The sequence below is a fragment of the Xanthomonas melonis genome, from assembly GCF_020783655.1.
Classification (GTDB): domain Bacteria; phylum Pseudomonadota; class Gammaproteobacteria; order Xanthomonadales; family Xanthomonadaceae; genus Xanthomonas; species Xanthomonas melonis.
In genome coordinates this window covers 54,985-78,501 of record NZ_JAJGQH010000003.1, presented here as the reverse complement: position 1 = coordinate 78,501, position 23,517 = coordinate 54,985, and the positions used below count along the sequence as shown (strand labels likewise).

Annotated in this window: 21 protein-coding genes; 8 read left to right on the top strand and 13 right to left on the bottom strand. The window is 67.2% G+C overall.

Translation table 11 applies throughout. The features are described 5' to 3' along the window. Positions 1 to 14: 14 nt before the first annotated feature. The 5 genes from pcaG to LL964_RS03760 form a co-directional block, all read right to left on the bottom strand. Entirely contained in the window at positions 15 to 578 is a 564-nt protein-coding gene (gene pcaG / locus LL964_RS03780) for a protocatechuate 3,4-dioxygenase subunit alpha (RefSeq protein WP_104586253.1), read from the bottom strand. A gap of 4 nt (positions 579 to 582) precedes the next feature. Further along, the gene (gene pcaH, locus LL964_RS03775) at positions 583 to 1,314 is read right to left on the bottom strand and encodes a protocatechuate 3,4-dioxygenase subunit beta (RefSeq protein ID WP_104586255.1); all 732 of its coding nucleotides are present in this window, start codon (positions 1,312 to 1,314) and stop codon (positions 583 to 585) included. Between the two features lie 82 nt (positions 1,315 to 1,396). Then, positions 1,397 to 2,605, bottom strand: coding sequence for a 3-oxoadipyl-CoA thiolase (pcaF, locus tag LL964_RS03770; protein ID WP_104586257.1), 1,209 nt, complete (start codon positions 2,603 to 2,605; stop codon positions 1,397 to 1,399). Continuing rightward, on the bottom strand, positions 2,602 to 3,390 hold the full coding sequence (locus LL964_RS03765) for a CoA-transferase subunit beta (protein ID WP_104586259.1): 789 nt from the start codon (positions 3,388 to 3,390) through the stop codon (positions 2,602 to 2,604). The genes pcaF and LL964_RS03765 overlap by 4 nt, the downstream gene beginning before the upstream one ends. Beyond that, a complete protein-coding gene (locus LL964_RS03760; protein WP_104586261.1) occupies positions 3,387 to 4,250 on the bottom strand; it encodes a CoA transferase subunit A in 864 nt (287 codons plus the stop codon). The genes LL964_RS03765 and LL964_RS03760 overlap by 4 nt, the downstream gene beginning before the upstream one ends. 258 nt (positions 4,251 to 4,508) lie before the next feature. Here LL964_RS03760 and LL964_RS03755 point away from each other — a divergent pair, with 258 nt between their 5' ends. From LL964_RS03755 to glpK, 7 genes are all read left to right on the top strand, one after another. Next, on the top strand, positions 4,509 to 5,585 hold the full coding sequence (locus LL964_RS03755) for an aromatic ring-hydroxylating dioxygenase subunit alpha (RefSeq protein WP_104586263.1): 1,077 nt from the start codon (positions 4,509 to 4,511) through the stop codon (positions 5,583 to 5,585). A gap of 23 nt (positions 5,586 to 5,608) precedes the next feature. Further along, positions 5,609 to 6,412 carry a GntR family transcriptional regulator gene (locus tag LL964_RS03750; protein ID WP_104586265.1) on the top strand — a complete coding sequence of 268 codons (804 nt, stop codon included), beginning with the start codon at positions 5,609 to 5,611 and terminating at the stop codon, positions 6,410 to 6,412. After that, positions 6,405 to 7,388, top strand: coding sequence for a PDR/VanB family oxidoreductase (locus tag LL964_RS03745; RefSeq protein WP_104586485.1), 984 nt, complete (start codon positions 6,405 to 6,407; stop codon positions 7,386 to 7,388). Before LL964_RS03750 ends, LL964_RS03745 begins: the two co-directional genes overlap by 8 nt. Before the next feature lie 136 nt (positions 7,389 to 7,524). Beyond that, on the top strand, positions 7,525 to 8,349 hold the full coding sequence (locus tag LL964_RS03740; protein ID WP_104586267.1) for a DeoR/GlpR family DNA-binding transcription regulator: 825 nt from the start codon (positions 7,525 to 7,527) through the stop codon (positions 8,347 to 8,349). A gap of 208 nt (positions 8,350 to 8,557) precedes the next feature. Continuing rightward, positions 8,558 to 10,072, top strand: coding sequence for a glycerol-3-phosphate dehydrogenase (gene glpD, locus LL964_RS03735; RefSeq protein ID WP_104586268.1), 1,515 nt, complete (start codon positions 8,558 to 8,560; stop codon positions 10,070 to 10,072). Between the two features lie 177 nt (positions 10,073 to 10,249). Further along, positions 10,250 to 11,071 (top strand): MIP/aquaporin family protein, encoded by an 822-nt coding sequence (locus LL964_RS03730; RefSeq protein ID WP_104586269.1) that lies wholly within the window; start codon positions 10,250 to 10,252, stop codon positions 11,069 to 11,071. Positions 11,072 to 11,201: 130 nt separating this feature from the next. Beyond that, positions 11,202 to 12,701 carry a glycerol kinase GlpK gene (gene glpK, locus LL964_RS03725; RefSeq protein ID WP_104586271.1) on the top strand — a complete coding sequence of 500 codons (1,500 nt, stop codon included), beginning with the start codon at positions 11,202 to 11,204 and terminating at the stop codon, positions 12,699 to 12,701. 50 nt (positions 12,702 to 12,751) lie between these two features. Here the strand turns inward: glpK and LL964_RS03720 are convergent, their stop codons facing one another. The 3 genes from LL964_RS03720 to pobA all read right to left on the bottom strand — a co-directional run bounded on the left by LL964_RS03720 (position 12,752) and on the right by pobA (position 15,601). Then, positions 12,752 to 13,258 carry a nuclear transport factor 2 family protein gene (locus LL964_RS03720; protein ID WP_104586272.1) on the bottom strand — a complete coding sequence of 169 codons (507 nt, stop codon included), beginning with the start codon at positions 13,256 to 13,258 and terminating at the stop codon, positions 12,752 to 12,754. Positions 13,259 to 13,695: 437 nt separating this feature from the next. Next, positions 13,696 to 14,205 carry a nuclear transport factor 2 family protein gene (locus LL964_RS03715; protein ID WP_104586273.1) on the bottom strand — a complete coding sequence of 170 codons (510 nt, stop codon included), beginning with the start codon at positions 14,203 to 14,205 and terminating at the stop codon, positions 13,696 to 13,698. Positions 14,206 to 14,413: 208 nt separating this feature from the next. After that, the gene (gene pobA / locus LL964_RS03710) at positions 14,414 to 15,601 is read right to left on the bottom strand and encodes a 4-hydroxybenzoate 3-monooxygenase (RefSeq protein ID WP_104586275.1); all 1,188 of its coding nucleotides are present in this window, start codon (positions 15,599 to 15,601) and stop codon (positions 14,414 to 14,416) included. 95 nt (positions 15,602 to 15,696) lie between these two features. Here pobA and LL964_RS03705 point away from each other — a divergent pair, with 95 nt between their 5' ends. Then, complete coding sequence (locus LL964_RS03705) at positions 15,697 to 16,587, top strand: helix-turn-helix domain-containing protein (RefSeq protein ID WP_104586276.1); 891 nt, start codon at positions 15,697 to 15,699, stop codon at positions 16,585 to 16,587. Positions 16,588 to 16,690: 103 nt separating this feature from the next. Here LL964_RS03705 and LL964_RS03700 read toward each other — a convergent pair whose 3' ends face one another. The 5 genes from LL964_RS03700 to LL964_RS03680 all read right to left on the bottom strand — a co-directional run bounded on the left by LL964_RS03700 (position 16,691) and on the right by LL964_RS03680 (position 22,936). Next, positions 16,691 to 18,172 (bottom strand): benzaldehyde dehydrogenase, encoded by a 1,482-nt coding sequence (locus LL964_RS03700; RefSeq protein WP_104586278.1) that lies wholly within the window; start codon positions 18,170 to 18,172, stop codon positions 16,691 to 16,693. 32 nt (positions 18,173 to 18,204) lie between these two features. Beyond that, positions 18,205 to 18,972 (bottom strand): coniferyl-alcohol dehydrogenase, encoded by a 768-nt coding sequence (locus tag LL964_RS03695; RefSeq protein WP_104586279.1) that lies wholly within the window; start codon positions 18,970 to 18,972, stop codon positions 18,205 to 18,207. A gap of 226 nt (positions 18,973 to 19,198) precedes the next feature. Then, entirely contained in the window at positions 19,199 to 19,684 is a 486-nt protein-coding gene (locus LL964_RS03690; RefSeq protein WP_104586281.1) for a MarR family winged helix-turn-helix transcriptional regulator, read from the bottom strand. A gap of 563 nt (positions 19,685 to 20,247) precedes the next feature. Then, positions 20,248 to 21,486: an HD-GYP domain-containing protein gene (locus tag LL964_RS03685; protein ID WP_104586486.1), complete on the bottom strand. Its 1,239-nt coding sequence runs from the start codon at positions 21,484 to 21,486 to the stop codon at positions 20,248 to 20,250. A 139-nt stretch (positions 21,487 to 21,625) separates the two neighbouring features. After that, positions 21,626 to 22,936 carry an MFS transporter gene (locus LL964_RS03680; RefSeq protein WP_104586282.1) on the bottom strand — a complete coding sequence of 437 codons (1,311 nt, stop codon included), beginning with the start codon at positions 22,934 to 22,936 and terminating at the stop codon, positions 21,626 to 21,628. Between the last annotated feature and the right edge of the window lie 581 nt (positions 22,937 to 23,517).

Genomic DNA, 23,517 nt, shown 5'->3' with positions numbered 1-23,517 from the left:
AACATCGCGCCGCATCAGTAGTCGAAGAACACGGTCTCGGTCTCGCCCTGCATGTGGATGTCCCAGCGGTAGGCGCCCCCTCCACGGGGTTGCGCCAGCAAGGTGGCGCGGCGCGTTGCAGGCACCAGTGCCAGGATGGGGTCGCGATCCAGCTGCGGGTCGTCGGCGAAGTACAGGCGGGTGGACGCGCTGCGCAGCAGGCCGCGCATGAACACCAGCACGGTCAGATGTGCGGCCTGCAGTGCGTCGCCGGGCCCGGCCACCGCACCCGGCTTGATGGTCGCGAAGGCGAACCGCCCCTCGGCATCCGTGGCGACCCGGCCCCACCCGTCGAATTCGGGCGCATGCGCCTGCCAGCGGGGGTCGGCAGGGTGCGCGTAGATGCCGGCCGCATCGGCCTGCCACAGTTCCAGCACCGCATCGGCCACCGGGTTACCGGCACCGTCGCGGACGCAGCCGCTGATCTGCACCTGCGTGCCCGCGACCTGCGGCGATGCCAGTCGATCGCGGTAGAGCGGCTCCAGGCCAAGGCGGAAATACGGGCCGACGGTTTGCGAAGGCGTTGCGTACAGGCTCATCGGTTCACTCCCAGACCGTTTGTTTGCGGCCGCGCAGCACGATGTCGAAGCGATACGCCAGGGCGTATTCGCTGATGGCGTTCTCCCAGTCGAAACTGGACACCATGCGTTCGCGCGCCAGCACATCGTCCACGCAGTTGTAGATGGGGTCGTGCGCCAGCAACGGGTCGCCCGGGAAATACATCTGCGTGACCAGGCGCTGCCCGATCCCGTCGCCGTGCAGCGAGAAATGGATGTGCGCCGGCCGCCATGCGTTGTAGTGATTGCGCCACGGATAGGCGCCCGGCTTGATGGTCTTGAAGGCGTAGCGGCCCTGCGCGTCGGTCAGCACCTGCCCGGTGCCGCGGAAGTTGGGATCCAGCGGCGCATCGTGGCGGTCGCCGGAATGCTGATAACGGCCGGCGGCATTGCACTGCCACACTTCCACCACGCTGTTGCGCACCGGCTTGCCGTTTTCGTCAAGCACGCGGCCGGACACCACGATGCGCTCGCCCAGCGGTTCGCCATCGAAGCCGGCAGTCAGGTCGGCGGCATGCGGCCCCAGGGTCAGGCGATCCATCCGCGGCCCGGTGACTTCCGACAGCGTGGCGGGGATCTGGATCGGCGCGCAGGTGGGACCGCGCAAACGCGTGGATGCGTAGGGCAGGTGCAGACAGGCCGGCTGAGTGCCGGGACGTGGACGGCGATAGCCCAGCAATGGATCGGCGCCCGGCTCGTCGGTGGTGGCATCGCGCATGTGGGATCTCCCTGGCCGCAGTGCGGCACGTTCAAACGATATTGGGTGGCGCTGGTTGCGGGACAGAGGGCATGGCGCCGGCTCAGAGGCGTTCGATCGCAAGGGCCACGCCCTGCCCCACGCCGATGCACATGCTGGCCAGCCCGAGCCGCCCGTTGCCGGCTTCCAGCTGCCGCACCAGGGTCAGCGCCAGCCGCGCGCCGCTCATGCCGAGCGGATGGCCCAGCGCGATCGCGCCGCCGTTGGGGTTGACCTGCGCAGCGTCGTCGGCCAGGCCGAGCTGGCGCGTGCAGGCCAGCGCCTGGGCGGCGAAGGCTTCGTTGAGTTCGATCGCGTCGAACTGCGCGATGCGCAGGTTCAGGCGTGCCAGCAGGCGTTGCGTGGCAGGCACCGGGCCGATGCCCATATAGGCCGGCTCCACGCCCGCGCAGGCGAAACCAAGCACCCGCGCGCGCGGCGTCAGCCCGTGCGCCCGCACCGCCTGCGCGGACGCCAGCAGCAGCGCGGCGGCGCCGTCGTTGATGCCCGACGCATTGCCCGCAGTAACCGTGCCTGGCTGGCGGAACACCGGCTTGAGCTTGGCCAGGGTCTCGGCGGTGGTGCCGGGGCGCGGCTGTTCGTCGTGCTCCACCGTGGTCGGTTCGCCGCCCTTGCGTCCGGCCACCGAGACCGCGGTGATCTCGCCATCGAAGAAACCTGCGGCCCGCGCGGCGGCCGCGCGCTGCTGGCTGCGCAGCGCGAAGGCATCCTGGTCCTCACGGGTGATGGCATGGCGGGCGGCGACGTTTTCCGCGGTCTCGCCCATCAGCTCGGTGCCGTAGGTCGCCTGCAGACGCGGATTGACGAAGCGCCAGCCCATCGTGGTGTCTTCCAGTTGCTGGGTACGGGCAAAGGCGCTGTCGGCCTTGCCCATCACCCAGGGCGCCCGCGACATCGATTCCACGCCGCCGGCGACCGCCAGTTCCAGTTCGCCGGCGCGAATGCCGCGCGCCACCGTGCCGACGGCATCCAGCCCGGAACCGCACAGGCGGTTGAGGGTGCTGCCCGGCACCGACGTAGGCAGGCCCGCCAGCAGCAGACTCATTCGCGCGACATTGCGATTGTCCTCGCCGGCCTGGTTGGCGCAGCCCATGTAGACATCATCGATCGCGGCAGGGTCCAGTGCTGGATGACGCGCCAGCAACGCGGCAAGCGGCACCGCGCCCAGGTCGTCGGCACGCACGCCGGACAGGGCGCCGCCGTACCGGCCGATCGGGGTACGGATGCCATCGATCAGATAGACCTCGCTCATGCCTCCGCTCCGGCCGCCTGGGTTCCATGCGCGGCATCGGTACGCGCTTGCAAGGCACGCAGCGCCTGCAGTTCGGCCGTACTGGGCGGCGTCGTCTGGGCCAGGTCGGCGGCAAACCGGATCGGCCAGCCGGTCGCCGCGCTGACCTGTTCGCGGCTGATGCCGGGATGCAGCGAAGTGACGGTGAGTTCGCGGCTCACCGGATCCGGCTCCATCACGCACAGGTCGGTGACCACCACGGTGGGGCCGGCACCGGGCAGGCCGGCACGCTTGCGCGCATCGCCGCCGTCCAGATGCCCCACGGTGGTGATGAAGTCCAGCACCGGTACGAAACTGCGCCTGGACTGACGCATGATGATGAACACCTGTTTGGCGCTAGCCGCGATCTCAGGCGCGCCGCCGGCACCGGGCAAGCGTGTCTTCGGCGCAGCGTAATCGCCGATTACCGTGGTGTTGAGGTTGGCGTGGCGGTCGATCTGCGCCGCACCCAGGAAGCCGACATCCACGCGCCCGCCCTGCAGCCAATAGCGGAAGATCTCCGGCGTGGAGACCACGGTGTCGGCCGTCTCGGCCAGTTCGCCATCGCCGATCGACAACGGCAGCACATCAGGGCGTGCACCGATGGGGCCGGATTCGTAGATCAGGGTGACGTCCGGTGCATGCGTCAGCCGCGCCAGGTTGGCCGCCGTGGACGGCAGGCCGATGCCGACGAAACAGACCGCGCCGTCGGGCAACCTGCGCGCGGCGGCCACGGTCATCATTTCGTTGGTGCTGTATTCGCTCATGCGGCCACCTGCTGCTGCGATTGCGCGTACACGCGCTGGAACGCGCTGAAGTCCTCGGTGTCGAGGACGTGCGCCTGGATCCAGGCCTGGAAGCGTGCACGGTCGCGGGCGATCGCATCCCAGCCCAGGTAGAAGCGGTTGTCGCGTGCGTAGTAACCGTGCGCATACGAAGGCGCCGCGCCGCCTGGCACATGGCATACCGCATCGACCACCCAGCGCGGCAGGATGCAGGCGTTGGGGGGCGCGTCGAGCGTGTCCACGATGTCTTCCACCGTCACGATCACCTTGCGCGCAGCCAGCGCGGCTTCCTTCTGCACGCCCAGGATGCCCCACAGCAGCACATTGCCGCGGCGGTCGGCCTGTTGGGCGTGGATCACGGTGACGTCGGGAGTGACTGCCGGCGTCGTGGCCAGGGTCTCGCCGGTATAAGGACACTGCAGGAAGCGGATGCTGTCGTTGACATGCGGCAGGTCCGAACCGACATAGCCGCGCAACACCGCGAACGGCAGGCCCGAGGCGCCGGCGACGTAGGCGTTGGCCATGTCGGCATGGCTGTGTTCGCGGATCTGCAATGGCCGCGGCCATCCATGTTCGACCGCGTCGCGCAGCCGGTGCAGCGAGCCCACGCCGGGGTTGCCGCCCCACGAGAACCGCAGCGCCGCCACGCAGCCGGCGCCGATCAACTGGTCGTAGATCAGGTCTGGCGTCATGCGCACCAGACGCAGGTCACGCTTTTGCTGGCGGATCACCTCGTGCCCGGCGGCATGCGGGATCAGATGGGTAAAGCCCTCCATCGCCACGCAGTCGCCATCGACGATCAGGTGGGACACCGCCTCTCTCAGGGAAACGACTTCGGCCATGGCAGCACGCCTGGGTTGCGAACGAGCCGTCACGGTAGAGCCAGCCAGATGGCCCGGTCAATCCGATTATCGGCTTTTGTATTCGATAAACGCACAATTTCGCGGATACAGTGGTGCCACGACATTGTGTCCGGTGTATACATAACTTCGCCTGCAAGCAGACGCCAGCGCTGGCATGCGCGTCAACTGGTTGCCAGCCGGCGCACCGGCGCCGATTCGTACCCCAGGTTGTATACAAAAACCCCAGGAGTCACGGTCATGTCCCAGTCCAAGCCGCTGTTTCCCCTCAACGCGTGGTACGCCGTCGCCTGGGACCACGAGATCAAGCACGCACTGGCGCCGCGCAAGGTGTGCAACCTGGATGTGGTGCTCTACCGCACCACCGCCGGTGCGGTCGTGGCGCTCGAAGATGCCTGTTGGCACCGCCTGGTACCGCTGTCGATGGGCAAGCTGCGCGGCGACGACGTGGTGTGCGGATATCACGGCCTGGTCTACAACACGCAAGGCCGCTGCGTGCACATGCCCTCGCAGGAGACCATCAACCCGTCGGCGTGCGTGCGCAATTTTCCGGTGGCCGAGAAGCACCGCTATGTCTGGATCTGGCCGGGCGACCCGGTCAAGGCCGATCCCGCGCTGATCCCGGATCTGCATTGGGCGCACGATCCGGCCTGGGCCGGCGATGGCCGCACCATCTACGCCAAGTGCGACTACCGGCTGGTGCTGGACAATCTGATGGACCTGACCCACGAGACCTTCGTGCATGGCTCCAGCATCGGCCAGGACGAAATCGCCGAGGCGCCATTCGACGTGGCGCATGGCGAGCGCTCGGTGGTGGTGTCGCGCTGGATGCGCAACATCGACGCGCCACCGTTCTGGGCCAGCCAGATCGCGCGCCATCTGGACTACCGCGGCAAGGTGGATCGCTGGCAGATCATCCGTTTCGAAGCGCCCGGCACCATCGCCATCGACGTGGGCGTGGCGATCGCCGGCACCGGCGCGCCGGAAGGCGATCGCAGCCAGGGCGTCAATGGCTACGTCCTCAACACCATCACCCCCGAGACGGACACCACCTGTCATTACTTCTGGGCGTTCATGCGCAACTACGCGCTGCACGATCAATCGCTGACCACGCTCACGCGCGCAGGCGTCACCGGCGTGTTCGGCGAAGACGAAGCGGTGCTGGAAGCGCAGCAACGGGCCATCGATGCGCACCCGGACCACACCTTCTACAACCTCAATGTGGATGCCGGCGGCATGTGGGCGCGGCGGGTGATCGATCGCCTGATCGCGCAGGAGCAGCGCGCCGGCGATCTGTCGCTGCGCATGGTGGGCTGAGCGCGCAGCGCAGAAGCCCCGGCATGTCACCGACCACCCCGTTCCGTCACAGCGCCGCACAAACCACGCGCACGCTGTTGTCGCTGCGCGAATCGATCCTGGACGGCAGCCTGGCCGCCGGTACCCGCCTGTCCGAACTGTCGGTGGTGCAGCGCCTTGGCGTGTCGCGCACTCCGGTACGCGCGGCCCTGCAACGTCTGTGCGACGAAGGCCTGGTCAGCGCACTGCCGGGCGGCGGTTATGCCGTGCAGGCCTTCAGCGACCGCGATGTGCATGACGCCATCGAACTGCGCGGCACGCTCGAAGGACTGGCCGCGCGCATGGCGGCCGAGCGCGGCATCGGCGCTGCGGAGCTGGCGCAGGCGCAGCGCCTGCTGGCCCAGCTCGACCGCATCGTCGGCCCGTCGCCCGATGCGATCGATCTCGCTGCCTACGTGCAGATCAATGCGCAGTTCCATGCGCTGTTGCTGGCGATGGCCGACAGCGACGTACTCGACCGCGCGGTGAACCGCAGCGTGCAGCTGCCGTTCGCCTCTCCCAGCGGTCTGGTGATGGCGCAGACCAGCGATGCCGATGCACGCCTGCTGCTGCCCCTGGCACAGGATCAGCATCGCGAAGTGATCGCGGCCATCCAGCAGCGCCAGGGCGGTCGCGCCGAAGCGCTGATGCGCGAACACGCGCGCCTGGCGCATCGCAATCTACGTCATGTGCTGCAGACCCCTGCGGCGATCGGCCAGCTGCGTGGCGGCGCGTTGATCGGTCCTGCCCCCATTCCCGATGTCGGCAGTGCCCGGCACGCCCTTCCGCCTGGAGCTCATCATGCGTAAAGACACCCAATGGCACCGCGCGCGCGTGGTCCGCATTGCCGACGCCTGCGAAGGCGTCCGCGAGATCGTGTTCGATCCGGGACCGGCCGCACGCAGTTTCGAGGTCGGCAGCCATCTGGACTTCCGCGTGCAGCTGCATGGGCGTGCCGATGTGCGTTCGTACTCGCTGGTGGGCGAGCCGCGCGCGGACGGCCACTACCGCATCGCGGTGCGGCAGATGCCCGACAGCCGCGGCGGCTCGCGGCATATGTGGACGCTGCAGCCGGGCGATGTGGTGGAGATGTCGCCACCCAGCAACAACTTCGCGCTGGACGAACGCGGGGAAGAAATCCTGTTGATCGCCGGCGGTATCGGGATCACCCCGATCGTCGGCATGGCGCAGCGGCTGGCAGCGCGCCATCCGGCGTTCCGGCTGCTGTACGTGGGCCGATCGCGCCACGCGATGGCCTACGTGGACGAGCTGGACGGCTTGCTCGGCGAACGCCTGACACTGCACTGCGACGACAACGACGGCGCGCCCGATCTGGCCGGCGCGCTGGCGCGCCTGTCGCCCAATGCCGAGGTCTACGTCTGCGGCCCGCTAGGCATGCTCGAAGCGGTCCGCCAGCATTGGCACGCGGCCGGGCGGCCGCGCGCGCGGCTGCATTTCGAAACCTTCGGCAACAGCGGGCGCGTGCCCGCACAGGCGTTCGTGGTCAAGTTGCCCGCGCTCGGCCTGGAGGTACCGGTGGCGGAGAACGAGTCGATGCTCGATGCGCTGACCGATGCCGGCGTGGAACTGATCGCCGAGTGTCGGCGTGGCGAATGCGGATTGTGCGCGGTGGAGATACTCGACAGCGCAGCGGACATCGATCACCGCGACGTCTTCTTCAGCGACGCGCAACGCCGCGAAAACCGCAAGCTATGCGCCTGCGTGTCGCGTGCGGTGGGCGGCAGCATCACCATCGACACCGGCTATCGCGGCGAGCTGGGCTGAGCCACGCGGCGCCGGGCCGCAGGCCTGCGCAGGCCCGACCGCGTGATGCCGTCCCCGGCGGCGGGCCGATCGGCGCAGTTGCCCGACCGGAACGCTGCGCCGATGCGCCCCACGACGTGTTTGCATCCTCACACGCATGCGCGATCATCTGCGCATGGAGTCGACTCACTACAGGACTGTCCCGGCGCCGGCACTGAACCCGCGCCAGGAGCAATTGGTGGCACTGGTCCGGCAGCAGGGGTTCGCGGATGTGGAAGGGCTGGCGACGCGCTTCGAGGTGACGCCGCAGACCATCCGCCGCGATCTGACGCTGCTGTGCGATGCCGGGGTGCTGCGCCGCTACCACGGCGGCGTCAGCATGCCATCGAGCGTGGAGAATCTGGCCTACACCGCCCGCAAGGCGCTGCAGGCGCAAGAAAAGCGCCACATCGCCGCGCAGGTTGCCCGGTTCATTCCCGACGATGCCTCGCTATTCATCAACCTCGGTACCACCAACGAGGAAGTGGCGCGCGCACTGCTGCAGCACCGCGGCCTGCGCGTGATCACCAACAATCTCAATGTCGCGGTGATGCTGAGCGCCAACCCCAGCTTCGAGGTGATCGTGGCCGGCGGCGTGGTGCGCGGTCGCGACCAGGGCGTGACCGGGGAAGCCACGGTGGAGCTGATCCGGCAGTTCAAGGTGGACTTCGGGGTGATCGGCATTTCCGGCATCGATCGGGACGGCACCCTGCTGGACTTCGATTACCAGGAAGTCCGCGTGGCCCAGGCCATCATCGAGCATTCCCGCCAGGTGGTGCTGGCCGCCGACCACAGCAAGCTCGGGCGCAATGCCATGGTGCGGCTGGGCGCGCTGGCGCAGGTGCACGACTGGTTCACCGACCGGCCGCTGCCGCAGGAGCTGGCTCCTGTCCTGGCCGAGGCGGGCACCCGCGTGCATGTGACCGGCACCGATACCCGCTGATCCCGCGCGATGTTCGATTCTGTTCTTTTTAGACTGCAGCAGGGGCTGCCAACTCGGTATGCCTGTCCCGGCTCAGGCGGCAATCCTCCAGGACCACTGAGGTTTCACGCAATCTAGCTGTCTTCACGTTCCGGCAAGGCGGAATGTTCGAATATGTTCGAACATGACAACTTGGGTTCGCCGCAGGCGCATCCGGACGGAGACACCGATGGGCGAGACGTACGATCTTCTGGTGGTAGGCGGTGGCATCAACGGGGTCGGCATCGCCCGCGATGCGGCCGGTCGCGGCCTGTCGGTGTGCCTGTGCGAGCAGGACGATCTGGCCGCGCACACCAGCAGCGCCAGCACCAAACTCATCCACGGCGGCCTGCGCTATCTGGAGCAGTACGAATTCGCCCTGGTGGGCAAGGCGTTGGCCGAGCGTGAGGTGCTGCTGCGGCTGGCGCCGCACATCATCTGGCCGCTGCGTTTCCTGTTGCCGCATCAGCCGCATCTGCGCCCGGCCTGGATGATCCGCGCCGGGCTGTTCCTATACGACCATCTGGGTGGCAGCAAGCGCAGCCTGCCGCGTTCGCGCAGGCTGTCGCTGCGCACCCATCCGGTGGGCGCGCCGTTGCAGGAATCGCTGCGGACCGGCTTCGTCTACTCCGATGCCTGGGTGCAGGATGCGCGGCTGGTGGTGCTCAACGCGATGGATGCGGCCAGGCGCGGCGCGCAGATCCATACCCGCACCCGCTGCGTGGGGGCCTGGCGTGATGCCGGGTTCTGGTATGCGGAGCTGGAAGATCGGCATGGCCGCCGCCGCACGGTGCAGGCGCGCGCGCTGGCCAACGCGGCAGGGCCGTGGGCGGTATCGTTCCTGGACAAGGTCGCGGCAGTGCCGCATCAGCATGCGCTGCGCCTGGTCAAGGGCAGCCACATCGTGGTGCCCAAGTTGTTCGACCACGATCATGCCTACATCTTCCAGCAGCCGGATCGCCGCATCGTGTTCGCCATTCCCTACGAACACGACTTCACCTTGATCGGCACCACCGACGTGGACTTCGAGGCCGACCCCGCCGCGCCGAAGATCGACACGGCCGAGGTGCAGTACCTGTGCGATGCGGCCAACCTGTACTTCCAGCAACAGATCGGCCCGCAGGACGTGGTGTGGAACTACAGCGGCGTACGCCCGTTGCTGGACGATGCCGAAGACAACGCCGCCGAGGTCACCCGCGATTACCAGCTGGAGCTGGTAAGCGACGGGGCACCGCTACTCAATGTGTTCGGCGGCAAGCTCACCACCTACCGCAAGCTCGCCGAAGAGGCAGTGGACCGGTTGACCCAGGCGTTGGGAGCACGCAAGCCGGCCTGGACGGCGCGCGGCGATGCGCTGCCCGGCGGCGAACAGCGCGACATCGCCAGCCTGCTCGAGCGCGTGCACAACGCGCGCCCCTGGTTGCCCGCCGCCACCGCACAGCGCCTGGTGCGCAACTACGGCACCTGCAGCGAGCAATTGCTGGGCGATGCGACGGACATGGCCGGTCTGGGGACGCACTTCGGCGCGGACCTGTATCAGGCCGAGGTGGACTACCTGTGCCGGCACGAGTGGGCGCACAGCGCCGAGGATATCCTGTGGCGTCGCAGCAAACTCGGCCTGCGTATCGACACGGCCGGACGCCAGCGACTCGACGACTATCTGCAGACAGAGGCGGACCGGCACACAGACCGCGTTCCTGCCTGAATCCACCGCAGTGCCGGCGAGGACGGGTCGTCCGGCAACGTATCCTGGCGCACAGCCGGCAACATTCCGAGTCACCTGGAGGGCATCCCCGATGAGCAGCACCTACTCCACCGGCGCAGCAGCCTGCGCCCTGCCCGATCCCGCTCGCCCAGCTGCGGCCTGCGCGAGACTGCCCGCATGAGCCGCCAATTCGTGGGCGAGCTGATCTCCGAAGCGGTCGCGATGTTCATCATCATCGCGCTCGGCGATTCGGTGGCCGCGATGTACATCCTCTACGATCCCAGTGCCTACCAGAATGCGTATTGGGGCGTGTGCATCGCCTGGGGCCTGGCGGTCACCCTGGCCATCTACGTGACCGGCTCGGTCTCGGGCACGCATGCCAATCCGGCAGTGACATTGGCGCTGGCGCTGTTCCGGGACTTTCCCTGGAAGAAGGTGCTGCCGTACTGGCTCGCCCAGGTGATCGGTGCGTTCCTCGGCGCGGCCATCGTCTACCAGCTCTACGGGCCGGTGATCGATCACTACAACCAGGTACAGCATCTGACCCGCGAGGCCGGCGGTGCGGCCGGCGTGTTCTTCACCGCTCCCGGCCTGGCGGTCACGCCGATGCACGCGCTGGTGGACCAGATCATCATCACCGCCTTCCTGATCTTCGGCATCTTCGCCATCACCGAACGCTTCAACGAAGCGGCGCCCAGCGCCAATTCCGGCGCGTTGATGATCGGCCTGCTGGTGGCCACGCTGGGTGCGTCGATGGGCTACCTGGAAGCCTGGGCGATGAATCCGGCGCGCGACTTCGGGCCGCGCCTGTTTGCCTACCTCGCAGGGTGGGGCGAAGCCGCGTTGCCAGCCAAGGACAATTACTGGTGGGTGCCGATCGTGGGGCCGCTGATCGGCGGTCCGATCGGTGCGCTGGCCTATCAATGGCTGATCCTGCCGTTCCTGCCGGCACGCGTGCGGCACCTGCAGGGCGGAACCCAGCCGCTGGATCCACGCTGATCGCAGTGCCTTGCGGCACGCATGACGCCTGCACGAATCACCGCCGATGACGCGCCATTCGTGCAATGCCCCCGGTTGCACCGACCACTCCCGCCGCGCGCCCGCGCCGGCGTCGTTCGAGGAATCTACGATGGAAAAGCAGTACGTCCTTGCGATCGATCAAGGCACCACCAGCTCACGCGCAATGCTGTTCGACCGTCACGGCAAGGTGGCCGGCGTGGCGCAGCGCGAGTTCGCGCAGATCTTCCCGCAACCGGGCTGGGTGGAACACAACCCGCGCGAGATCATGACCAGCGTCTACACCACCATCACCGAGCTGCTCAATAACGCACAGATCGATGCGCGCGCGATCGCCGGCATCGGCATCACCAACCAGCGCGAGACCGCGGTGGTGTGGGACAAGGCCACCGGCCAGCCGATCTACAACGCCATCGTGTGGCAGTCGCGGCAGACCAAGGACATCTGCACCCAGCTCAAGGAGGCCGGGCACGAGCAGATGGTGCGCGACAAGACCGGTTTGCTGATCGATGCGTATTTCTCCGGCACCAAGGTCAAATGGATCCTGGACCATGTGGAGGGTGCGCGTGAGCGTGCGCGCAACGGCGAGCTGGCGTTCGGCACCATCGACAGTTGGCTGATCTGGAACCTCACCGGCGGCAAGGTGCATGTGACCGACTACACCAATGCATCGCGCACCATGATGTTCAACATCCACACCCTGGAGTGGGATGCGCAGCTGCTGGAGATGCTGGATGTGCCGGCGCAGATGTTGCCGCAGGTGCGCTCTTCCAGCGAGGTCTATGGCACGACCCAGACTCAGTACTTCTATGGCGAGCAGGTGCCCATCGCCGGCATCGCCGGCGACCAGCAGGCAGCGCTGTTCGGCCAGGCCTGCTTCGAGCCGGGCATGGCCAAGAATACCTATGGCACCGGCTGTTTCATGCTGATGAACACTGGCGACAAGGCCGTGGCGTCCAAGGCCGGCCTGCTGACCACCATCGCCTGGGGCATCGATGGCAAGGTGGAATACGCACTGGAGGGCGCGATCTTCGTCGCCGGTTCGGTGGTGCAGTGGCTGCGCGACGGCCTGCGCATGCTCGGCAAGGCCAGCGACTCGCAGGCATACGCCGAACGTGCCGGCGACAACGATGGCGTGTATCTGGTGCCGGCCTTCGTCGGCCTGGGCGCGCCGTACTGGCGCAGCGATATTCGCGGTGCAGTGTTCGGGCTGACCCGCGGCACCAGCAAGGAGCACTTCGTGCGTGCGGCAGTGGAGTCGATGGCGTATCAGACCCGCGATGTGCTGACCGCGATGCAGAGCGATTCGGGCATCGAACTGAAGGAGCTGCGCGCCGACGGCGGCGCGATCGCCAACGACTTCATGGCGCAGTTTCAGAGCGACATCCTCGACGTGCCGGTGCTGCGGCCGGAAGTGGCCGAAACCACGGCACTGGGCGCGGCGTACCTGGCCGGTCTGGCGACCGGCTTCTGGACCAGCCGCGAGGAGATCGCCGCGCAGTGGGCGGTGGATCGCCGCTTCGAGCCTGCCATGGCCGAGGACAAGCGCGAGCAACTGTATGCCGGTTGGCAGCAGGCGGTGGAAGCGACGATGGGGTTCCGGATCGGCTGAGAGGAAGGCCCATCGTCGCGGCATGGCGGCCGCGCGATGGACCAAGGCTCTTAACCGGCAGGCACGGGGTTGATCGTTGCCGGATCCCAGTGCTCCTTGATCCGACCGTCCACCACTCTGAACATGTCGAACCAGGTCGTCGTATAGGTCTCGCCGGGCTTGTTCGGATTCGGCAGCGTCATTACCCAGACCAGGGTCACCAGGTCGCCATCTGCCGTGATCGCAACCAGCGGTCCATCCACCCGTGACTTGATCGGCGTCGGGTTAGGCCTGAACCCACGCAGGAAGCTGATAAAGGCGTCGCGTCCATTGGGAATGGTGGGATTGTGCTGGATGTAGTCCCTGTGCATGTACAGCGGCGTCAACTCGACATGGCCCGCTTCAAACACCTTGCGCCAGAAGTCGTAGACGATGCGTTTATTCTGGATCTCGACCCAATTCGAACCGCTGAGCATCTTCGCGTGATTGGTGTTTTCGGTCACCGCGGTCTGCGCGAACGCGGCCACGGGTGCCATCAGCAGGCACAACAGTGCGACACGACGGAACAGTTGTTTCATGGCTTACTCCTGGGGGGTGACGAGCAGCGCGCTTCCGGCCTTTGGCAGCGCAGCGCGGCGTCGTTTCGGGGGATGACGCATTGCAGCCCGCAGCAGCGCGCCGCCGCGAGCCTAGCTGGGACGTTCGAACGCCCGCTAGCCCCTCAAATCCGCACTTGGTAACCGGAAAATTTCCAATCTAATTGAAGAGAGGACATGACCGAAACCGTCGTCGCTGCAGTTGCGGCGCGTCGATCGGCCAGATCCAACACGCGGGCCGAACGACACGCCTGACGCCCCGTGACCACATGCGCCCCTGGCGGCAACCCCATCTACGGCGACATGGAAGTTGCCGACCGTTTCCAACTGGCAGAGGCGCAATCACACCAAGCCCGGCGACGCGATGCGAACGCCGTGCTGCCCGCGCTGAGCGGGCAGCGCGGCCGATCCCAGCGTCATTACCCGCCGCTGCTGGCACGGCCGGCGATGGTGTCCGGATCCCAATGCTCTTTGATCAGCCCCTTCTCGATGCGGAACATGTCGAACCAGGTGGTGGTGTATGTCTGGCCCGGATGACGCGGATCCGGAAGCGTCCGCACCGACACCAGCGTGACCAGATCGCGGTCGGCGGTGATGGCGACCAGCGGAAGCTGCACGCGACGCTGCACCGGGCTCGGTGGCACGAATGCAGTGAGGAACGCGATGAAGGCATCGCGCCCATTGGCGACGTTCGGATTGTGCTGGATGTAGTTCTTGTCCATGTACTTGGGCGCTTCCTGCACCTGACCGGCTTCGAACACGATGCGCCAGAAGTCGTAGACCAGCCGCTTGTTGACGGTTTCCTGCCAGGTGGAGCCGTACAGCATCTTTTCGTGATTGGGATTTGCGGTGACTGCGGTCTGCGCGAACGCTGCCAGCGGAACGCTCAGCATGAGCAGCAACAGGGCACGGGAAACGATCTTTTTCATGGGACGCTCCTGAGTGAGATACGCATTGCGCTCGGGGGAAGTCGCGCAAGCTGCGTTGGTGGGGAATGACGCCTCGTCGAGCAAAGCCACGGTGGTGCGTCAGCCTCACCCTAGCGAGCGCAGCCGGTGGAACGCTAGCCACGCCCAAGCGCACCTGGCCACTTCTGGAATTCCAGGTAAGCGAATGCTTACCTTAGTGCGCCAGACCTCAGGCCTGCGAGAGGTCGGTCAGCGGCAGTCCTGCATAGTTTTCTGCGATGGTCGCGCGTCCGGCCTCGCTGCCGAGCAGATAGTCCAGCTCGGCCTGACGGACGCGCGCGGTAAAGGCATCTTCGCCATCGAAGCGGTGCAGCAAGGTGGTCATCCACCACGAGAAGCGCTCGGCCTTCCATATCCGCTGCAAGGCCAGTGCCGAGTACCGCTGCAGCGCATTGGCATCGCCCGATGCCTTCCAGCGCGCGAACAGCTGCGCAAGCAGGCCGACATCGGCCAACGCCAGGTTCAGGCCCTTGGCGCCGGTCGGTGGCACGATATGCGCCGCATCGCCGGCCAGGAACAACCGCCCATACTGCATCGGCTCGACGACGAAACTGCGCAGCGGGGCGATGCTCTTTTCGATCGACGGACCGGTGACCAGTTGTGCGGCCAGTGCCGTCGGCAGCCGCGCCCGCAACTCGTCCCAGAAGGCCTGGTCGCTCCACGCCTCCACGTGCGCGGTGGCCGGCACCTGCACGTAGTAGCGCGTGCGGGTGGACGAGCGCATCGAACACAGTGCGAATCCACGGTGATGACGTGCATAGATCAATTCGTCGTGCACCGGTGGCGTGTCGGCGAGCACTCCCAGCCAGCCGAACGGATAGACGCGTTCGAACACACGCAAGCGGTCCGGCGGAATGCTGGCACGGCTGATGCCGTGGAAACCGTCGCAACCAACCACGTAGTCGCAGTCGATCCGCCTTCGGCTGCCCTCATGCTCGAACTCCACCACCGGCGAGGCGCTGTCCAGCGCATGCAGGCTCACCTGGCCTGCGCCGTAGTAGGTCGGCGCGGCACTGCGCGTGCGTGCGTGCATCAGATCGGCGGTGACCTCGGTCTGCCCATAGACGGTCACCCCGCGTCCGCAACCGCGCAGCAGGTCGATGCGTTCGCGCCCACCATCGATCGATAGCTCGAAACCGTGATGCAACAACCCTTCGCGCTGCACGCGTTCGCCGACGCCGGCGCGCTGCAACAGATCCACACTGCCCTGCTCCAGCACGCCGGCCCGGATGCGCCCCAGCACGTGTTCGGGCGTCTGGCGTTCGACGAGCACCGTGTCGATCCCGCTGCGCAGCAACAGCTCGCCCAGCAACAGGCCGGACGGCCCGGCACCGATGATTGCAACCTGCGTCCGCATGCGCGACTCCTGCTTGGCTGACCAGGTCTGCAGTGTCGGTAGCCAAGCGCCCGGTTTGAAGGGATGATTGCAGGCAGATCTTGGACTTTTCGACGATGCCGACCCGCGCGCCGCACGTTACCGCCACCGTTCCAGCCTACGGGCTGTACGGCGAGCACCGCTCCGAGACGCTGGAACTGTTGCATTGGGAGTCGATCGCCGCGCGCAGCCGGCTGCACGACTGGCGCATCGTCCCGCATCGCCACGCCGCGCTCGCACAGTTGCTGTACCTGCAACGCGGCCCGGCAACCTTGCAGCTGGACGCGCACAGCCAACGGCTACGTGGCGCCACACTGGTGTGGCTGCCTCCGCTATGCGTGCACGGTTTCGCATTCGGCCCGCAGGTACGCGGGCATGTCATCACACTGTGCGTGCCGTTGGTGCGCCAGGCGCTTGCCGCCACGCCGTTGCTGGACCGTGCCATGACGGTGCCAGCGGTGCTGCCCGTGCAGCACTCACGAGTATTGCTCGATGCCGTGTTCGCCGGTATCGCCAGCGATCATGCACAGCGACGCATCGGCTATGAGGCTGCGCTGCAGGCCGCCGCAGCGCAGCTGTTGATCTGGACTGCCCGCAACGTGCTCGAACAGGCGCACGCAGCCCATGCGGCAGGCCAGCAGGGTAACCCGGCACTGCGCCATCTGCGCGGCTATCAGGCGCTGATCGACCAGCACTACCGTGCGCATTGGCCCATGTCCAGATACGCCGACCAGCTGGGCGTGACGCCGGGCCATCTCAATGCGCTGTGCAAACGACTGACCGGCGCCGGCGCATTGGAGCTGCTGCAACGCCGGGTGATGTTGGAAGCGCGCCGCAGCCTGCGCTACACCAGCATGAGCGTGCAGCAGATCGCCGCCACGCTTGGATTTTTCGACGCCGCGTATTTCAGCCGTTACTTCGCGCGGCACGCCGGCTGCTCGCCGACACGCTTTCGCGCCGGCAACTGATAGGCGCTATCCCTGGTCAGACGCAGGCGCCGGCATGACGCGCCCGTGGTCACAGGACTGCCCCGACACGCCGGGACCGGGCGGGCCGATCCCGGCGCTGCGCTCAGAACGGGTATTGCGGCACTTCGCTCTTGATCGTCAGCCACTGCCAGTGCGTGTATTGCTCCCAGTCGGCAGGACCACAGACGCTGGTGCCGTTGCCGGACGCACCGGTCCCCCCGAACGGATTGACCACTTCATCGGCCACGGTCTGGTCGTTGATGTGCAGCAGCCCGGTATGCAGGCGTTCGCCAAGCGCCATGGCACGCGAGACCGAAGCCGACATGATGCCGGCGGCCAGCCCGTACTCACCACGGTTGGCCAGCTCGACCGCCTCGTCGTCGGTGTCGAAGACGCAGATATTGATCACCGGCCCGAAGATCTCTTCATCGAACACCCGCATGCCTGGGCGCACGTTCGACAGCACGGTAGGTGCGTAGAACAGCCCCTCGTTGGTGGCGCCGGCTTCGACCACCGCGCCGGCGGCGACACTGTCGCTCACGATGTCGATCACATGCTGCAGCTGGCGTTGGTCGATGATGGGACCCAGCGCCACGGTGCCACTGACCGGATCGCCGACCGGCAGGTGGCGCGCCTTGTCCGCCAGCCGCTGGGTCAGCGCATCGGCCACGGCGCGATGTACCAGGACCCGACCGGTCGCCATGCAGATCTGCCCCTGGTGCATGTACGAGCCGAACGCGATCGCCGACGCTGCCCGATCCAGATCGGCGTCTTCCAGCACGATCACCGCGTTGTTGCCACCCAGTTCCAGCGCCACCTTCTTCAGATGACGGCCGGCCAGCTCGCCGATGCGGCGGCCGGCACCGGTGGAGCCGGTGAAGGCGATCATCGGGACATCGGGCGATTCCACCAGCGCCTGTCCGATCTGCGCATCGCCGTGCAGCACGTGCAGCAGCCCCGCAGGCAGGCCGGCTTCTTCCAGCACCTGCGCGATGAGCACTCCGCCGGTATAAGGCGTGCGCGGGTCCGGTTTGAGCACCACCGCATTGCCCATGGCCAACGCGGGTGCGACCGAGCGCAGCGACAGGATCAGCGGGAAATTGAACGGCGAGATCACCGCGATCACACCCAGCGGCAGGTGCCGCGCAAGGCTGAGCTGGCCGGCGACGGTGGGCAGCATCTGGCCGGTGGCCTGCAATGGCATGCCGGCGGCCTGCTGGAGGAATACCACCGACTCGTCCACCTCACGCTCGGCCTTGGGCAGGATGCCGCCGGTCTCGCGTGCGATCAGCAAGGTCGCCTCCGCACGTCGCGCCTGCAACAGTTGCGCGGCCCGATGGAAGATCGCCGCACGCTCGCGCGGGGCGCTGGCGGCCCAGGCGCGCTGCGCCTGCTTGGCCTGCGCCACCGCGGCGGCGACATCGCTCAGATCGGCCTTGCCGACCTCATGCAACAACGCGCCGGTGGCGGGTTCGTGGATGGACAGCACGCCAGCGCTGCCGGGTACCCATTCGCCATTGAAGATGCGGCCATGCCACGCCGGAGTGTCGTTCGCCGATGCCGCTGCGCTGGGAAGAGCATTCATGGTCTAGCCTCCTGCTGAAACGGTGAGGGGAGTTACAGGGTGGTGGATGCCAGGCCGCCATCGACCGGCAGCGTGATGCCATTGATCCAGCGCGCCGCATCGGACGCCAGGAACACGATCGCTTCGGCCACTTCGTCGGCGTACGCCGGGCGCGTCATGCGCTTGGCATCTGCCTTGACGCGTTCCTCGCCGAGCATGGCGGCGAAATCGCCAAGGATCGGCGTGAACACCGGACCCGGCGAGACATTGTTGACGCGCACGCCGCGCTCGGCGAACCACGGCCGCGATTGCAACAAGGTCCAGACGATCAGCGCTTCCTTGAAGTACTGGTAGCAGGTGTCGTGTGCGACCGGATGCGCGGCCAGCCATGCGTTACCCGCCTCGAAACTGTCGGCTGCGGCCAGTTGCTTGTGCAGCTCCAGCCGCTGCGGCCATTCGGCACCGAGAATCGAGGCCACGTTGATGATGGAGCCGCCGGCTGCGATGCGCGGCAGCAGCGCATGGCTAAGGTGGCGCAGGCCCAGATAGTTGACGCGTGCCACCACTTCCAGCGGCGCGGTTCCCGGCACGCCGGCCACGTTGGCCAAGGCATCGATACGTTCGGGCAAGGCCTGCACCAGGGCATCGATGGAGGCCGGATCGCCGAGGTCGGCCTGGTGGAAGCCGTGCAGCGTCATCTGCACCGGCGTGCGATCGACACCGATCACGGTGGCGCCGTGGAACCGCGCCAGTCGCGCGACTTCGGCACCGATCCCCGATGCCACACCGGTCACCACGATCGTCTTGTTCTGCAAACTCATTACCATTCTCCAAGGAAGCCGGCTGCGCCGACGCGGGACCACAGGGATGTAGTGCAGTTGATGACATCGCCGCCGCCGCTGCAGCGGCGGCGATCAGGCCGGCCGCCGACCACGGCGACCGCGCGCGAACGTGCAACCTCGCTCAGGCACGCGCATGCCCGCGCTGCGTGCGGCGCGGACATGGGTACCCTGAGGCAATGGCGGGCGTAGCTGCGATGGGCGCGGCTTATGCCGGGTGCGAACGCTCCAGGCGGTCCAGGCGGTCGAGTGCGCGCAGCAATGGCGCCTCGCTGGAGCCGAGCATGGCGCTGAGCTGCCGCTCCATGCGCAGCACTTGCGCCTCGGCATCGGTCAGCAGGGCGACACCGGCCGCAGTCAGTGACAGGTGCTGCATGCGCCGATCCTGACGGCCGCGGACCTGCCGCAGCAGCCGGCGTTTGACCAGGCGCGCGACCACGATCGCCAGGTTCGGCGGCGAGACGTGCAGCACATCGCCGATCTGGCGTTGATTGATGCCGGGATTGCCATCGACCAGCATCAACAGCGAGAAATCCACCGGTTTCAGGTCGAAGGCCGCCACGCACTCCTGGAACATCCGCCGTACCAGCAGTTCGGTGCGGGTGATGCGGTAACCCAGCAGCCGCAGCAGGCGCGCCTGATCCACCTCGGTGATGGCATCGGGCAATGGTGCGGCGGAGACGGTAGCGGGCATGGCGGTTCTCGCGACAAGGGCAGCGGGCGGGCAGGTGCGCGCGACGCGTACCGTTCGCAACGCCGATCCCCGGCGTGCAGCCGATTGTAGACGCGCACCGGTCTTTCGAGGTGGATGAGCCTGCCGCTGCCAGGCGCTGGCTGCTTGCGTTCCCGGCTGCGCGCGCATCAGCGTCGCCAGCACGCGCGCCCGGTCGCTGCACCTGGGAGATGGCAGGCGGGAGGCGGCAGTGATCCAGAAACGGCTTGGACATCGGGTCCGGTCGGCAACTGATTACGTCGCGGAATAGTTATTTATCATAACTACATTGCCAAGCTGCAGCGCAGCATGGTCGCGCTCGCCACTCGTTGAACCGGACGGGCCCCGTGTACGCCGAGCGGATGGGTGACGCGCCGGCGACCATCCCGGGCGCCCTGCACCGACCAGGCGCGGCGCAGCGGCCACAGCGGCGCATCGCACGCAGCGCGGCCAGGCCGGTCCGGGGTCTCGATGCTCTGGGTCGCGGGAGTCGGGCGGCGCCGGCAAGAAGCGACGCCAATCGGATAAGCCCGCAGGCCGAAGGCTCAGGGCAACCAGAGTTTCTCGAGGTCACGGAAGCCCCAGTCGGCGGGGCTTTCCATCTGCGCGATACGGTCCTGGCAATCAGCGCGCGACAGGTCGATGTCCTGCAGCAGCACGTGACTGCGCAACTTGGCGGAATAGAACGCGCGCACTTTCGGTTTGAGCAACGCATCGGGCGTCTGCTCGATCACCACGGCCAACTTCTGCGATTCCAGACGCACCAGCGAGCCGACCGGATAGATGCCGAGCCGCCGCACGAAGGCCTGGAAGATGGCCGGATCGAAGTGCCCTTTCCAGGACGCCATCTGCTTGAGCGATTCGGCCGGATCCCAGCCGCGCTTGTAGGGACGATCGGAGCTGATGGCATCGTAGACATCGCATACCGCGCCCATTCGCGACATCAGCGAGATCTCTTCGCCGACCAGGCGATTCGGATACCCGCTGCCGTCCATCTTCTCGTGGTGATGCAGCGCGATCTCCAGTACCACCGCGTTCTGCACGCCGCCGGCCACCAGCAGGCGGTGGCCATCCAACGGGTGCTGCCGCATGACCTCCATTTCTTCGTTGGTGAGCCGGCCTGGCTTGTTGAGGATGTCCAGCGGCGTCACCGCCTTGCCCATGTCGTGCAACAGGCCGCCCATGGCCGCCTCCACCACCTGCGCATCCGGCAGGCCGAGCTGGCGGGCCAGGCCGCTCATCAGCCCGGCCACTGCCATCGAATGCAGATAGGTGTAGTCGTCGGCGGTCTTGAGCCGGGCCACGCTGATCAAGGCCTGCGGATGGCGCAACACCGAATCGTTGATGGCCTCCACCAATGGCATTGCCGCCTCGGTGTCCACGGTGCGCCCAAGCCGCACGTCGCGAAACATCGCCTCCACGGTGTCGCGTCCGTCCTCGAAAATGCGCCGCGCGCGCACCACTTCGGCCTCGATGCCGACCTGCGCCGTCACGCTGTTGGTGCGCGCGGTGCGGGTGGACGCGGACTCCGCCGGCAGCGGCTGCGGTGCGGCCGCCGGCATATCGCTCGCCAGGCCGTCGGCCACGGCGGACCCGGTGTCCACATCCAGGCCACGCGCGGTGTCGATCACCAGTTGCTCGATCCGGCTGCCATGAATCTTTTCCACGTCCTCGGAATCGACCAGGAAGGACGTTTTCCAGAACGGATGGTGCACCCACGCACCCAGCAGCTTGTAGACATACATGCCGGGCCGGAGTTGGTCGGAGTCGATGGTTCTGAGCATGCCGGCGCGGGTCTGCACGATGTCCAAGGAAGAGCCCGCCACAGGCATGGCGGTCTTCCGGGTTATCGGCAAGCGCCGTGATTTCTTTGAGCAGCGGCCACGCCTGCGAACGCGTGGCGCTGCCTGCGGACTGAGCCGTTCAGCGCTCCGGCAACCGCATCGCCAGCACCGCCGCTGCCGCCAGCAGCAACGGCGACGCGCAGGCCAGGTACAGCGTGGCGGGCGACCACCCGATGTCCAGCAGGACTCCGGCACACAGCGGCGAGAGGATCGCGCCCAAGCGCCCCACCCCGATCGCCCAGCCCAGGCCGGTGGAGCGCACCGCCGCACCGAAGACGACCGGGGCGACCGCATACAAGCCGCCCATCGCCGCGGTCATGCCCGCGCCAGTGAGCAGTGCGGCGGCGAACGCCCAGCTCAACACCGTGCTGTACGCGCCGAAGACAAGCAGCGCCAGCACCGACAGCAGCAGCGCCCCGACCGTCAGCCGCGACAGGCGCGCGCGCAACGCCAGCCAGCTGAGCAAGCTGCCGCCGGCGATACCGCCCAGATTCAGCAGCACGCCACCGGTGACGCCCTGCGCCGCCGACAGCCCTGCGGTCACCAGCAGTTTCGGTGTCCAGCTCATCACGAAGTAGAACGTGAACATCAGCAGGAAGAAGGCCGCCGCGATCAACAGCGATCGCCGCCACAGCCCTGACGTGAACAGCGCCGTATAGCCGTGCGCCTGCCCGGAGGGCTGCGGGGGCGGCAGCGGCAATTCCCGCTGCGGCGACATGCCCATGCGCCCCAGCACGGCATTGAAGCGTGCAAGAGCATCCGGCTGCCGGCGCACGATCAGGAACTCCAGCGATTCGGGCAACCAGGCCAGCACCAGCGGCACGCACAGCAGCGACCCGGCCGCGCCGAGCACGAACACCGATTGCCACGACCAATGCTGCAGCAGCAGCCCCGCGATCAGCCCGCCCAGCGTTGCGCCGACCGGGTAGCCGGTGGTCTGCAACACGGTGGCGGTGGTCCGCCAGCGCGCACTGGAATACTCGGCGGCGGTGACCGCGACGCTGGCCAGCATGCCGCCGATGCCGATCCCGGTGAAGGCGCGCAGGGCCGCCAGCTGCCAGGCGCCGGTCGCCAGCGCGGAAGCGCCCATGCCCACGGTCAGGATCGCCAGGCAGCCCAGCGTCAGCGCGCGACGCCCGATTCGATCGGCCACCGGCGCCAGCAGCAGCGAGCCCGCCGCCATGCCGACCAGGCCGGCACTGAACAGTGCTCCCAGCAGCTTGCCCGACAGCTGCCATTCCGCCGAGACATGCGGTGCGGTGAAGGCCATCGCCATCACATCGAAGCCGTCGAGCATGGTCAGCACCACACACACCGCGACCGCCCGCCACTGGAATGGCGTCATCTGTTCCAGTGCGAAGTGCCCGGGTGCGGAAGTGCTATGCGACATCGAACGTTCCTGTGCGTATGACGTGTTGTGAAAGGTGCGCCTGCGGATGCGTCTGCGCCCTCTCGTCTCGGCGCGAACGTGCTGCGACAAGCGCAGGTATGCGCACGAACGACGGCAGGCACGCTAGGCCGAATGCGATGGCGCTTCAAGCTGGATCCGACCAGTGCCGTGCGTTTATCGGACGCACCATCGCCCGACTTCGCTCCGAGAGAACGTCTTTCGGAGAGCCCCCCAGGCGTCCATCGCGCCTATCGATTCCAGGCGGAACACTTGCGCGGCAGCATCGCCAGCGCCGTGCTACCTGGCGCTGCTTCGCCCATCGACGTGCGGCCGCGCCGATGTTCAGGCTGCGCCGCAGACGGCCACTGCCGCAGCTTGGTTCGCCACGACCGTGGGTCCGCGCGCGGCCCCGTCGCACCGACTCGACCGCTCGCAGGATGCGGATCGATACGTCGCCGACGACGGCCGATCCAGGCACGACGCCAACGGGACCTGCTGTCGTCCCCTGGCCGCGCTGTCGCAGGCGTTCAGGGCGGCCCGGCGGTACCGTCGGTCGCTGCTGCATTCGCTGAGCGACGTCC

Excerpts from the sequence above, each read along its gene's own strand:
- pcaG (WP_104586253.1), bottom strand. The coding sequence starts at position 578 with ATGAGCCTGTACGCAACGCCTTCGCAAACCGTCGGCCCGTATTTCCGC.
- pcaH (WP_104586255.1), bottom strand. The coding sequence starts at position 1,314 with ATGCGCGATGCCACCACCGACGAGCCGGGCGCCGATCCATTGCTGGGC.
- pcaF (WP_104586257.1), bottom strand. The coding sequence starts at position 2,605 with ATGAGCGAGGTCTATCTGATCGATGGCATCCGTACCCCGATCGGCCGG.
- LL964_RS03765 (WP_104586259.1), bottom strand. The coding sequence starts at position 3,390 with ATGAGCGAATACAGCACCAACGAAATGATGACCGTGGCCGCCGCGCGC.
- LL964_RS03760 (WP_104586261.1), bottom strand. The coding sequence starts at position 4,250 with ATGGCCGAAGTCGTTTCCCTGAGAGAGGCGGTGTCCCACCTGATCGTC.
- LL964_RS03755 (WP_104586263.1), top strand. The coding sequence starts at position 4,509 with ATGTCCCAGTCCAAGCCGCTGTTTCCCCTCAACGCGTGGTACGCCGTC.
- LL964_RS03750 (WP_104586265.1), top strand. The coding sequence starts at position 5,609 with ATGTCACCGACCACCCCGTTCCGTCACAGCGCCGCACAAACCACGCGC.
- LL964_RS03745 (WP_104586485.1), top strand. The coding sequence starts at position 6,405 with ATGCGTAAAGACACCCAATGGCACCGCGCGCGCGTGGTCCGCATTGCC.
- LL964_RS03740 (WP_104586267.1), top strand. The coding sequence starts at position 7,525 with ATGCGCGATCATCTGCGCATGGAGTCGACTCACTACAGGACTGTCCCG.
- glpD (WP_104586268.1), top strand. The coding sequence starts at position 8,558 with ATGGGCGAGACGTACGATCTTCTGGTGGTAGGCGGTGGCATCAACGGG.
- LL964_RS03730 (WP_104586269.1), top strand. The coding sequence starts at position 10,250 with ATGAGCCGCCAATTCGTGGGCGAGCTGATCTCCGAAGCGGTCGCGATG.
- glpK (WP_104586271.1), top strand. The coding sequence starts at position 11,202 with ATGGAAAAGCAGTACGTCCTTGCGATCGATCAAGGCACCACCAGCTCA.
- LL964_RS03720 (WP_104586272.1), bottom strand. The coding sequence starts at position 13,258 with ATGAAACAACTGTTCCGTCGTGTCGCACTGTTGTGCCTGCTGATGGCA.
- LL964_RS03715 (WP_104586273.1), bottom strand. The coding sequence starts at position 14,205 with ATGAAAAAGATCGTTTCCCGTGCCCTGTTGCTGCTCATGCTGAGCGTT.
- pobA (WP_104586275.1), bottom strand. The coding sequence starts at position 15,601 with ATGCGGACGCAGGTTGCAATCATCGGTGCCGGGCCGTCCGGCCTGTTG.
- LL964_RS03705 (WP_104586276.1), top strand. The coding sequence starts at position 15,697 with ATGCCGACCCGCGCGCCGCACGTTACCGCCACCGTTCCAGCCTACGGG.
- LL964_RS03700 (WP_104586278.1), bottom strand. The coding sequence starts at position 18,172 with ATGAATGCTCTTCCCAGCGCAGCGGCATCGGCGAACGACACTCCGGCG.
- LL964_RS03695 (WP_104586279.1), bottom strand. The coding sequence starts at position 18,972 with ATGAGTTTGCAGAACAAGACGATCGTGGTGACCGGTGTGGCATCGGGG.
- LL964_RS03690 (WP_104586281.1), bottom strand. The coding sequence starts at position 19,684 with ATGCCCGCTACCGTCTCCGCCGCACCATTGCCCGATGCCATCACCGAG.
- LL964_RS03685 (WP_104586486.1), bottom strand. The coding sequence starts at position 21,486 with ATGCTCAGAACCATCGACTCCGACCAACTCCGGCCCGGCATGTATGTC.
- LL964_RS03680 (WP_104586282.1), bottom strand. The coding sequence starts at position 22,936 with ATGTCGCATAGCACTTCCGCACCCGGGCACTTCGCACTGGAACAGATG.